The following is an 11,577-nucleotide window of genomic DNA, read 5'->3' on the forward strand; positions in this document are numbered from 1 at the left end:
GGGGCCGCCGTCGAGCGTTGCCAGCGTCTGCGTCGGCAGCTGGCTCGCCCCCGGTTCGGGCGCGAGCAGGCGGACGGTGTTCCACGAGGCGGCGCCGAGGATCAGGGCTATGGCGAAGGCGCCGAGCTGATCCGGCATCCGCCGCAGCTTGCGCCCGAGCCAGAGCGCCGCCACCACGACGCCGACGAGCGAGAGATAGCCGCCCTGCCAGAGGTAGAGCACGCTGAGCGGGTCCTCGAGGAACACCCGCAGGTTCGCCAGCACGAAGGCCAGCCGCGCGGCGATCACGCCCAGCACCACCGCCTGCGTCGCCCGCCGCTCGGGCCCGCGCCCGGCCAAGCGGGTCAGCACCGCGACGGCGATCAGGAAGGCGAGGATGCCGAGCCCGGCGGAGAAGCGTTCGGCGGACAGCACGAAGGGGCCGAGCGCGATCATCGGGCGGCCCCGGCGCTGGCCACGACCTCGTCGGCGCCGAAATCGCCGATCAGCCGGGTCTGCGGCGTCTCGGCTCCCATCCGGTCGAGGAAGATCATCGTCGGCGGGCCGACCGATTGCAGACGGTCCAGCATCTGCTGCGAGGCGCCGTCGAAGTCGCTGACATCGGCCTTCACCAGCGTCCGGCCGCCGAGCGCCGCGATCACCTCCGGATCGTCCAGCACCTCGCGCTCGATGGTGCGGCAGGTGACACACCAGTCGGCGGTGACATAGATCAGCCCCGGCGCACCCTGCGGCAGGGCGCGGTCCATCCCGTCGCTGTCGGTGACCTCGGCGAAGGTCAACGCCTTGGCGGAGGCCTCGCCTCCGCCAAGGCCGGCCAAGGGTTGCAGCGGTTCGTCGCCGCCTGCCGCAGCACCCAGCCCCAGCGCCACAGCGGCGATCAGCGCGGCCACGCCCACGCCCCGCGCCAGATGACGGCGCAGCGTTGTGGCGGGCTCGAGTGCGCCCAAGGCGAGACCGAGGCCGATGGCGAGCAGCGCCCAGAGGGCAAGCGACACCGGCCCGGGGACGATGCGGCCCAGAAGCCAGACCGCCATGCCGAGGAACACGAAGCCGAAGACCTGCTTCACCGCCTCCATCCAGACCCCGGCGCGGGGCAGGGCGCGGGCGCCCAGCGTTCCGGCGACCAGCAGCGGCACACCCTGACCGAGCCCCAGCGCAAAGAGCGCCGCCGCGCCAAGCCGCATGTCGCCGCTCTGCGCGATATAGAGCAGCGCCCCCGCCAGAGGGGCAGTGACGCAGGGCCCGACGATCAGCGCCGAGGTGAAGCCGAGCGCCGCCGCTCCCAAAGTCGATCCGCGATGCCCCTGACCGAGGCTGCCGAGCCGCGCGGTGATAGACTGCGGCAGGGCGAGATCGAAAGCGCCGAAGCTCGACAGCGCGAGCAGACCGAAGAGCGCGGCGACGGCGACGAGGGCGGTGGGCGATTGCAGCGCGACCTGCAGGTTCTGCCCCGACAGCGCCGCGACCACGCCCAGCAGCCCGAAGGCCGTGGCCATCGCGAGCACATAGACGCCCGAAAGCACCGCGCCGCGCGTGGCGGTCAGGCTTTCGCCCTGCCGCGACAGCATCCCGAGCAGGATCGGCGCCATCGGCAACACGCAGGGGGTGAAGGCCAGCAGCAGGCCGAAGCCGAAGAAGGCGAGGATCACCAGTGACGATCCACCCCGCGCGGCGATGCGCTCCACCAGCCCCGGCTCCGAGGCCATGCGCGGCCCCGTGCCCTGCGGCTCGGCGCCGGGCGCAGCGGGCGTTGCCGTGGTGACCGTGCCGTCGGCGGCGACGCTGCGGGTGATCGGCGCATAGCAGATGCCGTCGTCCTGACAGCCCTGCCATGTCAGCGTGACCGGAAAGACCTCGGCGGGCAGGTCGAGCGCGACATCATGGTGATAGACCTGCATCGTGCCGAAGGTCGGATCCTCCTTCGGCTCGCCCTCCGGCAGGGTGAGGCTCAGCGCGCTGCCGTCGGCGGCCCGGGCCTTGAAGAACTCGCGGTAGAGGTAATAGCCGGGCGTCACCTGCCAGCTCAGATGCACCGTCCCGCCGCGCGGCTCGACGCCGAGCACGAAGGCCTCGTCCGCCGTGCGCGGCTCGGAGGCGGAGCTGAAGCTGCCGGGGATGGAAAACCCGCCCTCCTGGGCAAGGGCGGGGGCGAGGAGGCCGAGACCCAAGGCGAGGATCAGGGAGAGGAGGGCGGGGCGAAGCGCGAAGATCATCTGCATGCCACCCGCTTCGCCGCAGCGGCTTAAGCCGGGCTTAACGGCGGCGCGCCTCCCGGCATCACGCCGCCGCGAGGCTCGGGTGATGCGCCCGCGCTGGTGTGGGCGCCGCGGCGGATCGCGAGGAAGACCTCGGGCTTTGCTGCAACCGGGTGGCGCTGCCGGTCGCGATGTTGGGGTTTCTGAGGCCCGAGCCTACGGCGCTGGCGATGACGGGGAGCTCGCTTTCTGTCGTTAACACGCTGCGGCTCGGCCTGCGGCGGAGAAAGCCGCGGCAGGCCGTGGTGGCGCGGGCGGCGCTGGAAACCCGATCCCGCGCCGTCCCCGCCCGTCACTGGCCCGGGGACATCGTGGCGGCGGTGGCGCCCGGATTGCTCGCAGCCAGCGTCTCGGCATAATCCGCCGGCGGCAGCGGCGTGCCGGGGGGCACGGTGCCCTTGCCGGTCTCGGCCTCGGTCAGCACGACCACCTGCGCGCCGGGCTTCACCCGATCGTGCAGGTCGACGATGTCCTGGTTGTAGAGCCGGATGCAGCCAGCCGAGGTGGCCTGCCCGATCGACCACGGGTTCGCGGTGCCGTGGATGCGGTAGAACGTGTCCTTGCCGCCGCGGAACAGGTAGAGCGCGCGCGCCCCCAGCGGGTTCTGCAACCCGCCCTCCATGCCGCCGGCGACCGGCCCGTATTGCTCGGGGTCTTCCTTGATCATGTTCTGCGTCGGGGTCCAGCGCGGCCATTCCCGGGTGAAGGGGATCGTTGCCTCGCCGGAGAAGCCGCGCCCCTCCTCGCCCACCGCCACGCCGTAGCGCATGGCGCGGTTGTTCGGCTCCACCAGGTAGAGATAGCGGGCGAAGGGATCGACGATGATGGTGCCCGGCTTCTCGTCGGTCCAGTAGTCGACCTCGCGGCGCTTGTTGCGCTCGGAGAGCCATTTCGGCGGGATCGCCGGGATGGTGACATCGCCGTCGGGCAGTTCGGCATACATGGCGACCAGCTCGGGATCGAGCTGCTGCTCGGCGGGCGGGGCGGTGGTCGTGACCTTCGGCTGGGCGCAGGCCGCGAGCGTCAGGAGCAGGGGAAGAGAGAGGCGGGAGGCAAGGCGCATTCGGAAATCCTTCTGGACCGCAGGCTGCGGCGCTGGCCTGCCCTCGCGCGCCTTGCTTAAGCCGGGCTTAAACCCGGCCTCGGCCCTCAGGCCTCAGGCGGCGGGCGGGGCGGCGAAGCTCAGCCGGGCCAGCTCGCCGCGCGGCTGGCGGCGTTCCAGGGTGAAGCGCGCGCCCATCTGGGCGGCGGCGGTCTCCACGATGGCGAGGCCGAGCCCGCTGCCCTCTGCGCGCCCGGCGCCGCGCCCCTCGCCGCGGTGGAAGCGCTCGGTGATCCGCGCCCGGTCGGCGTCGGCGATGCCGGGGCCCTCGTCGCGCACCTCGGCCCGCCAGCCGTCGCCGTCGGCCCGCAACTCCAGCTCGACGCTGCCGCCCTCGGGGCTAGCGTGGAGCGCGTTCTCGACCAGGTTGCGCAGCGCCGCGATCAGCAGGCCGGGCGCCGGGTGCGGCTGCGCGGCGAGCCGGTCGTCGCAGGTCTGCCGTAGCGTCACGCCGCGGGCGCGGGCTGCCGGGGCGGTGAGATCGACCACCTCGGCGCAGACCTCGGCCAGGCTGCGCGGGCTGCCGTCCTCGGCCCCCTGATCCACCGCCGCCATGTCGAGCAACTGGTGCACCAGCCGGTCGGAGCGGTCCACCGCGCGGCGGATCTGCGCCAGGGCATGGTCGCGGGTCGCGGCGTCGGGGGCGAGCCGCGCCACCTCGGCCTGCATCTTCAGCCCGGCCAGCGGGGTCTTCAGCTCATGCGCGGCATAGGCGGTGAAATCCTGCTCGCGCCGCCGCGCCGCCTGGACCCGGCCGAAGAGCCCGTTCAGCGCCGCCACCATCGGCGCCACCTCGCGCGGGGTCTCGGCCTCCAGCGCCGCGAGGTCGTCGGCGCCGCGCCGGGTCAGCTGCTCGGCGATGCGGCGCAGCGGGCTGAGGCCACGGCCCAGGCTGATCCAGATCGCCGCGGCCAGCAGCGGCAGGATCAAGAGGGTCGGCCACATCAGCCCCATCACCATGTCGGTCAGCAGACGCTCGCGGATCTGCAGGCTGTCGCCGACCATCACCCTTATGCCGCGCGTCTCGTCGACATGGGTGTAGACCCGCCAGACCAGCCCCTCGACCTCGCGCTCGGAAAAGCCCTGTTCGGAGCCCGAGAGCGCCGCCTGCGGGGCCTGGGAGGAGGCGGCGAGCCTTGTGCCGTCGAGGCCCCAGACCTGGCAGGACAGCTGCCGGGCATAGCTGTGCGCCGTCTCGCCGGGCAGGGCCGGGGCGGCGAGATCCATCGCCGCGTTCAACTGCAGCCCGTCCTCGTCGACGAGGCTGCCCACCATGCGCGCCGCCTCGGCCAGACGGTTGTCGAGCACCCGGTCCAGCTCGCTGCGGGTGGAGGACTGGATCCAGACCGCCGCCGACAGCCAGATGACGCCTGTGGCGGCGAGAAGCACGACGAACAGCCGGCGCTGGATCGAGGTCATTGCGGCTCGGCCAGCCGGTAGCCCGCGCCGCGCACCGTCTCGATGAAACCGTGCCCCAGCTTGGCGCGCAGCTTGTGCACATGCACCTCGACCGCGTTGCTGTCGATCTCCTCCTGCCAGCCGTAGAGCTGCTCCTCCAGCTGGTTCTTGCTGAGGATGGCGCGGGGATGCGCCATCAGCGCGCGCAGCACCGAGAATTCGCGCGGCGACAGCTGGATCGGCGTTTCGCCACGCAGGGCGAGCATGCAGGCGAGGTCCAGCGTGACGCCGTTCCAGGCGGGCTGCGCCTCGGACAGCCCAGCGGGGCGGCGGCCGAGCGCCCGCAGTCGGGCGGCGAGCTCGGTCAGCTCGAAGGGCTTGCCGAGATAGTCGTCGGCCCCGAGGTCCAGCCCGCGCACCTTGTCGGCGGGCCGGTCGCGCGCGGTCAGCAGCAGCACCGGCACCGGGTCGCGGGCGGCGCGCAACTCGGCCAGGAGGTCGAGCCCCGAGCCGTCCGGCAGCATCAGGTCCAGCACCAGGGCGTCGAAGCGCCCCGCCGCCAGCGCGCCGCGGGCATCGTCGATCGTCGCCACCGACTCCGGGCTGAAGCCCGCCAGCCGCAGCCCGACCTGCAACCCGTCCAGGAGGACGGCGTCATCTTCGACGATGAGTATCCGCATGCGACCCCTTCAGAACAGCTTCACCTGGGTGCCGACCTCGGCCATGGCGAAAAGCTCGGCGACATGCTCGTTATAGAGCCCGACGCAGCCGGAGGAAGACTGCCGGCCGATCTTGCGCGTATCATGCGTGCCGTGGATCAGATAGGCGGGCCAGCTGAGATACATCGCATGGGTGCCCAGCGGATTGTCCGGGCCGGGCGGCATGTAGTGCAGCTCCGGGTTCTCGGCGATCATCGATTGCGTCGGCGTCCAGTCCGGCCCGACGCGCTTGCGCACGATCTCGGTCTTGCCGCGCCTCGTCAGATCCTCGCGCATCGGGATCGAGCTGGGGTAGAGCCGGTAGGTGTCGCCGTCCGGCCCCCAGTAATGCACGGCGCGCGAGGTCAGGTCGGCCAGGATGACGCCCTTGCCGAGACGGTCGAAATGCTCGCGCCAGTCCTGGGTGGTGTAGCTGGAAATGTTGGCGCGCGGGCTGGCCAGCGCGAGGCTCGGCGCCGCGAGCAGCGTCGCCACCGTGCCGAGCCCGAAGGCGCGGCGCGACAGGGCAGGGGGCTTGGTCTGGAAGGCCATCTGGATCTCCTCGAATGACGGGAGCCCGGCAGATGCCTGTCCGACCTTAAGCGGGGCTTAAGTCGATCTCCGCGTCGCGGCCACTCACTCGTACTCCGACAGGCGGTTGAGCGTGCAGAGTGAGCTGCTCGGCGCTGTCTCCACGCAATCTCCACGAAACCTCTGCGGTTCTTCCACGGCGCGGTGCGATCAGCGGGCCTTGTGAAACGAAGGGCCACGACATGACGCGCCGCAGTCTCTCCATCATGCTTTTCCTGGCCCTGATGGCGGGATCGCTCGCCTTTCTCCTGCCCCGCCCTTCCGGCGAGGCGGGGGGCGGCGAGGCCGGTCCGGACCGCGTCGTTCAGCTCATGGTCGAGACGGTTCTGCCCGAACGGGTCGTGCTGGAGGACGAACTGTCCGGCCGGGTCGCGGCCTATCGCCGGGTCGAGATCCGCCCGCAGGTCGGCGGGTTGATCTTAGAGCGGACGGTGGATGAGGGGGCGCGGGTCAAGGCAGGCGACGTGCTCTTCCGCATCGACCCGGCGCCTCTGGAGGCCGAGCTGCGCACGGCGGAGGCGGCGTTGGCGCGTGCCGAGGCCGCGGTCTCGCACGCCCGCCGGGCGGTGGAACGGTCGGATGCGCTTCTGGCGCGCAACGCGGTCAGTCTGGAAAAGAACGACAGCGCCCGCACCGATCTGGTGCTGGCCGAAGCCGGCCTGATGGAAGCGCGCACCGTGGTGCAGCGCAAGCGGCTGGATCTCGGCTTCGCCACGTTGCGCGCGCCGATCGACGGCTATGTTGCGGCGGGGCTTGCCGACGCCGGCGGTTTGGCGGCGCCGGGGGGCGAGAAGCCGCTGGCGGTGGTGCAGGATCTGGAGAAGGTCTTCATCGACCTGCGCCTGCCTTCGGAAGGGCTGGACGCGATCCAGTCCGCCGCCGAGGCGGGGTTGGGGCCGGTGCGGATCCTGGCGGAGCGGGACGGGGCGGAACCCCTGACCGGGGTGCTCCGGTTCTCGGATGTGATCGTCGATCCCGGAACGGGAAGCGTCTCGGTCCGCGTCGAGGCGAAAAACCCCCATCTTGCCCTGCTGCCCGGCATGTTCGTCCGCGCGAGGCTGCCGCGCGGCATCGTGCCCGACGCCCTGCTCCTGCCCGAAGATGCCGTCCTGCGCCGCGGCGACGGTACGGCGCAGGTCGTCGTGGTCTCCGATCAGGGCGAGGCGCGGCGCCGCGACGTGGGCCTCGGCGACCGGATCGGCAACCGCATCATCATCACCGCCGGCCTGAAGCCCGGAGACACCGTCGCGATCCGCGGCCAGGACCGCGTGCCCGAGGACGCTGCGATACAGGTCACTCCGCGCCGCGCAGATGAAGTCGCCGCAGCGTCCCGTCCCTGACGACCCAACCTTGAAAGACCGGCCTCATGTCGCAATTCTTCATCACCCGCCCGGTCTTTGCCTGGGTCATCGCAATCTTCATCGCGCTCGCCGGGATCGTCGCGATCCCGCAGATGCCGGTCGCGCGCTTCCCCGACATCGCACCCCCCAGCGTGAGCGTCTTCGCCACCTATTCCGGGGCCGATGCACAGACCGTCAGCGACAGCGTCGTCCGGCCGATCGAGAAGGAACTCTCCAGCGTCAAGAACGTGCTCTACTACGAGTCCAGCGTGGATTCGACCGGGGGCGCCAATATCACGGTCACCTTCAGGCCCGGCACGAACCCGGAGCTGGCCCAGATCGATGTGCAGAACCGGCTGAAGAATGCCGAAGCCATGCTGCCCGAGCCGGTGCGCCGTGCTGGCATCGGGGTCGAGGCGGCGGAGTCGGGCTTTCTGATGGTCATCACCCTCAGGTCGCGCGACGGCAAGACCGACGAGCTGAGCCTCGGCGACTATCTGACCCGTAACCTGGCGGAAGAGCTCAAGCGTGTCCCCGGTGTCGGGCGGGTGCAGCAGTTCGGATCGGAACGCGCGATGCGTGTCTGGGTCAACCCGGCCAAGCTTGCCGCCTATGGCCTGACTATGGCCGATGTGACCGAGGCCATCGCCCGCGAGAACGCCCCCTCGACGCCGGGCCGGGTCGGCGAGGAGCCGACGGCGCCGGGCACCCGGGTCTCGACCCCGCTGACCATCGAGGGCCAGCTGACCACGCCCGAGGCCTTCGCCGCCATTCCGTTGCGCGCGAATGCCGACGGCTCGCGGCTCCTCCTGGGCGATGTGGCGCGGCTGGAGCTGGGCGCGCAGACCATGGCCTTCAGCGTCAGCAGCAATGGCAAGGGGGCCGCCGCCGCCGCCATCCAGATGTCGCCCGGCGCCAATGCCGTGCGCACCGCCGCCGCGATCGAGACGCGGCTGGCGGATCTGCGCCTCGCCATGCCCGAGGATATGGAGGTCTCGATCTCCTACAACACGGCGCCCTTCGTGAAGGTGTCGATCACCAAGGTGATCCAGACGCTCGTCGAGGCGATGGTGCTGGTCTTTCTGGTGATCCTGCTGTTCCTGCAGAAGGTCCGCTACACGCTGATCCCGACCATCGTCGCGCCCATCGCACTCTTGGGTACCTTCGCGGTGATGTGGGCGGCGGGCTATTCGATCAACGTGCTGACCATGTTCGGCATGGTGCTGGCCATCGGCATCATCGTCGATGACGCCATCGTCGTGGTCGAGAATGTCGAACGCATCATGGCGAGCGAGGGCCTCTCCCCCAGGGCCGCGACACAGAAGGCGATGCGCGAGATTTCCGGCGCCATTGTCGGCATCACCCTGGTCCTGACCGCGGTCTTCATCCCGATGGGGCTGGCCGGCGGATCGGTCGGTGCGATCTATCGCCAGTTCACCCTCTCGATGGCGGTGTCGATCCTGTTCTCGGCCTTCCTCGCGCTGACGCTGACGCCGGCGCTCTGCGCGACCCTCCTGAAGCCCGTGACCCGGCACGGCGAGGCGCGCGGCTTCTTCGGCTGGTTCAACCGCCGCTTCGAAGCGCTGACGCGTGGCTATACCGGCTGGGTCGGCTGGACCCTGCGGCGCGGCGGGCGGATGCTGCTGATCTATGCCGCGCTGATCGGCACCATGGGCATAGGCTATCTGCGGATCCCGACCTCCTTCGTTCCCGAAGAGGATCAGGGCAGCTTCATGGCCATGTTCGAGCTGCCGGCCGGCGCCACGGCCGAACGGACCCGCGCCGCCATCGCGCTCTATGAAGCCCATACCGCGACACGCCCGGACATCACCGAGAACACCGTGATCCTCGGCTTCGGCTTCTCCGGCTCCGGCCCGAACGCCGCGCAGGCCTTCACCAGCCTGAAGGACTGGAGCGAGCGCAAGACCAGCGTCGACGAGGAGATCGCCGCCGCTGAGGCCGCCATGGCGGCCATGCCCGAGGGCACCGCCATGATCATGAAACCGCCGGCGATCGACTCGCTGGGCTCGACCTCGGGCTTCTCGCTCCGCCTCGAAGACCGCGCCAATGCCGGCCCCGCCGCGCTGAAGGCGGCGGAGGACCAGCTGATCGCCCTGGCGACTGCGAGCCCGCTGCTCACCGGCGTGATGAGCGAGGGCCTGCCCGATGGCTTGAGCATCGCGCTGAAGATCGACCGCGAGAAGGCCCAGGCGCTCGGCCTGCGCTTCGACACGATCAGCGAGACGATCTCGACCGCGATCGGATCGACCTATGTCAACGATTTCCCCAATCAGGGGCGGTTGCAGCAGGTGATCGTGCAGGCCGAGGCCTCCTCCCGGATGCATGTCGAGGATGTGCTGCGGCTGGAGCTGCGCAACATCGAAGGCGGCATGGTCCCGCTGTCCGAGGTGGTCACGCCGGTCTGGGAAAGCAGCGCGCTGCAACTGGACCGCTACAACGGCTATCCGGCCGGGCGCATCTCGGGCGAGGCCGCCAGCGGGGTGTCGAGCGGCGCGGCCATGGCCGAGATGGAGCGGCTGGCGAAACAGCTGCCGCAGGGCTTCGCCGTGGAATGGACAGGGCAATCGCTGCAGGAACAGCAATCGGCCAATCAGGCGCCGATGCTGCTCGCGGCCTCCATGCTGGTGGTGTTCCTGGTGCTGGCGGCGCTCTACGAGAGCTGGTCGCTGCCGCTCTCGGTGATGCTGGTGGTGCCGCTGGGGGTGCTGGGCGCGGTGGCCGCGGTTCTGTTGCGCGGCACGGACAACGATGTGTTCTTCAAGGTGGGTCTGATCACCATCATCGGGCTTTCGGCGAAGAACGCGATCCTCATGGTCGAATATGCCCGGCATCTGCGCGAACAGGGGATGGGGCTTCATCGCGCGACATTGCAGGCCGCGCGGCTGCGGCTCAGGCCGATCATCATGACCTCGCTCGCCTTCATCCTCGGCGTCGTCCCGCTGATGCTGGCCCGTGGCGCAGGGTCCGAGATCCAGAACGCCATCGGCACGGGGGTTTTCGGCGGCATGGTCTCGGCCACGGTTCTGGCGGTTTTTTTCGTGCCGGTGCTTTATGTCCTGGTGGGCCGTCTGACGCGCAGGGCGTCGGACGACCAGACCGGAAAGGCCGCGCAATGACCGACGCCCTGATCCTGATCGTCGAGGATGAACCCGAGATCGCCGAGATCCTCGAGACCTACTTCGCCCGTGAGGGGTTCCGGGTGATCTGCGCCCGTGACGGCTCGACCGGCCTTGCCCATCACCAGCGCCTGCGCCCCGATCTCGTGGTGCTGGACATCAAGCTGCCGGGGCAGGACGGCTATGAGGTGCTGGCGGCGATCCGGCGGCGGGGCGAGACCCCGGTCATCATGGTCACCGCGCTGGCCGAGGATCTGGACAAGCTGCAGGCGCTGCGCATCGGGGCCGACGACTATGTGGTCAAGCCCTTCAACCCGCTGGAGGTGGTGGCCCGCGCCCGCGCGGTCCTGCGCCGCACGATGGGAGGGACGCCGGATCACCTGCTGCGGCTGGGCCCGCTGACCGTCGACCCGCTGGCCTTCCGCGCCGTGGTCGAGGCCGGCGCCGGGCCGGTCACGCTGGATCTCACCCCGACCGAATACCGCGTGCTCGCCCATATGGCGCGCTTTCCGGGTCGGGCCTTCAGCCGGGGCGATCTGGTCGACGCCTGCCTGCCCGAAGGGTCGGCGCTCGACCGCACCGTCGACAGCCATGTCAGCAACCTGCGCCGCAAGCTCGCGGCGGCCGGGGCGGATGGCATGCTGGACGGCGTGCGCGGCGTCGGCTACCGGCTGGAGGCGCCCCATGTCCGTTAACCTGAACGCGCGCATCACCCGGACGATGGTCGCGCTCACGCTGATCGCCGGGCTGATCGTCTACCTCGGCCTCATGGCCTATCTGCTCTTCATCTACGAATGGCTCTACCCCGACCCCGAGCAGGTGGCGGTCTGGCGCACGGCGGATACCGTCATGGTCCTGCTGCTGCTGGCCTTCGGCCTTTTGACCGCCTCGGGGATCGGCTGGCGACTGGCGCGGCGCATTGTCGAGCCGCTGAAATCGGTGGCCGGGGCCGCACGGCGGATCGCCACCGGCGATTTCTCCGCCCGCGCTGTCCTGCCTTCCGGCAGTTTCCGCGAAGCGGCGGGATCTGCTCGCGGATTTTAACGGCCATGGCCG

Annotated in this window: 10 protein-coding genes; 4 read left to right on the top strand and 6 right to left on the bottom strand. The window is 70.4% G+C overall.

Going from position 1 to position 11,577, the window contains the following annotated elements; all coding sequences use genetic code 11:
• From C5F48_RS18840 to C5F48_RS18865, 6 genes are all read right to left on the bottom strand, one after another.
• The coding region (locus C5F48_RS18840; RefSeq protein ID WP_181247728.1) for a prolipoprotein diacylglyceryl transferase family protein at window positions 1-435 on the bottom strand (435 nt) is incomplete at its 3' end.
• Entirely contained in the window at window positions 432-2,219 is a 1,788-nt protein-coding gene (gene dsbD / locus C5F48_RS18845; protein ID WP_245941378.1) for a protein-disulfide reductase DsbD, read from the bottom strand. The genes C5F48_RS18840 and dsbD, both read right to left, overlap by 4 nt.
• Before the next feature lie 328 nt (window positions 2,220-2,547).
• The gene (locus C5F48_RS18850) at window positions 2,548-3,318 is read right to left on the bottom strand and encodes a L,D-transpeptidase (RefSeq protein ID WP_107665373.1); all 771 of its coding nucleotides are present in this window, start codon (window positions 3,316-3,318) and stop codon (window positions 2,548-2,550) included.
• Between the two features lie 93 nt (window positions 3,319-3,411).
• A complete protein-coding gene (locus C5F48_RS18855; RefSeq protein WP_107665374.1) occupies window positions 3,412-4,776 on the bottom strand; it encodes an ATP-binding protein in 1,365 nt (454 codons plus the stop codon).
• Entirely contained in the window at window positions 4,773-5,435 is a 663-nt protein-coding gene (locus C5F48_RS18860; protein WP_107665375.1) for a response regulator, read from the bottom strand. The genes C5F48_RS18855 and C5F48_RS18860 overlap by 4 nt, the downstream gene beginning before the upstream one ends.
• 9 nt (window positions 5,436-5,444) lie before the next feature.
• Complete coding sequence (locus C5F48_RS18865) at window positions 5,445-6,005, bottom strand: L,D-transpeptidase (RefSeq protein ID WP_107665376.1); 561 nt, start codon at window positions 6,003-6,005, stop codon at window positions 5,445-5,447.
• Between the two features lie 221 nt (window positions 6,006-6,226).
• Between C5F48_RS18865 and C5F48_RS18870 the strand changes: the two genes are divergently transcribed.
• Genes C5F48_RS18870 through C5F48_RS18885 form a run of 4 tightly spaced genes read left to right on the top strand, consistent with a single transcriptional unit; the run spans window position 6,227 to window position 11,565 of the window.
• On the top strand, window positions 6,227-7,384 hold the full coding sequence (locus C5F48_RS18870; RefSeq protein WP_245941379.1) for an efflux RND transporter periplasmic adaptor subunit: 1,158 nt from the start codon (window positions 6,227-6,229) through the stop codon (window positions 7,382-7,384).
• A gap of 26 nt (window positions 7,385-7,410) precedes the next feature.
• Window positions 7,411-10,521 carry a multidrug efflux RND transporter permease subunit gene (locus tag C5F48_RS18875; RefSeq protein ID WP_107665377.1) on the top strand — a complete coding sequence of 1,037 codons (3,111 nt, stop codon included), beginning with the start codon at window positions 7,411-7,413 and terminating at the stop codon, window positions 10,519-10,521.
• The gene (locus C5F48_RS18880) at window positions 10,518-11,216 is read left to right on the top strand and encodes a response regulator (protein WP_107665378.1); all 699 of its coding nucleotides are present in this window, start codon (window positions 10,518-10,520) and stop codon (window positions 11,214-11,216) included. The genes C5F48_RS18875 and C5F48_RS18880 overlap by 4 nt, the downstream gene beginning before the upstream one ends.
• Window positions 11,206-11,565, top strand: coding sequence for a HAMP domain-containing protein (locus tag C5F48_RS18885; protein ID WP_258186532.1), 360 nt, complete (start codon window positions 11,206-11,208; stop codon window positions 11,563-11,565). Before C5F48_RS18880 ends, C5F48_RS18885 begins: the two co-directional genes overlap by 11 nt.
• Window positions 11,566-11,577 lie beyond the last annotated feature (12 nt).

It is taken from the genome of Cereibacter changlensis JA139 (assembly GCF_003034985.1).
Taxonomy (GTDB): Bacteria; Pseudomonadota; Alphaproteobacteria; order Rhodobacterales; family Rhodobacteraceae; genus Cereibacter; species Cereibacter changlensis.

Bases quoted from the DNA above. Each gene is read 5' to 3' on its own strand.
- C5F48_RS18870 (WP_245941379.1), top strand. From the start codon at position 6,227: ATGACGCGCCGCAGTCTCTCCATCATGCTTTTCCTGGCCCTGATGGCG.
- C5F48_RS18865 (WP_107665376.1), bottom strand. From the start codon at position 6,005: ATGGCCTTCCAGACCAAGCCCCCTGCCCTGTCGCGCCGCGCCTTCGGG.
- C5F48_RS18855 (WP_107665374.1), bottom strand. From the start codon at position 4,776: ATGACCTCGATCCAGCGCCGGCTGTTCGTCGTGCTTCTCGCCGCCACA.
- C5F48_RS18860 (WP_107665375.1), bottom strand. From the start codon at position 5,435: ATGCGGATACTCATCGTCGAAGATGACGCCGTCCTCCTGGACGGGTTG.
- C5F48_RS18885 (WP_258186532.1), top strand. From the start codon at position 11,206: ATGTCCGTTAACCTGAACGCGCGCATCACCCGGACGATGGTCGCGCTC.
- dsbD (WP_245941378.1), bottom strand. From the start codon at position 2,219: ATGCAGATGATCTTCGCGCTTCGCCCCGCCCTCCTCTCCCTGATCCTC.
- C5F48_RS18850 (WP_107665373.1), bottom strand. From the start codon at position 3,318: ATGCGCCTTGCCTCCCGCCTCTCTCTTCCCCTGCTCCTGACGCTCGCG.
- C5F48_RS18875 (WP_107665377.1), top strand. From the start codon at position 7,411: ATGTCGCAATTCTTCATCACCCGCCCGGTCTTTGCCTGGGTCATCGCA.
- C5F48_RS18880 (WP_107665378.1), top strand. From the start codon at position 10,518: ATGACCGACGCCCTGATCCTGATCGTCGAGGATGAACCCGAGATCGCC.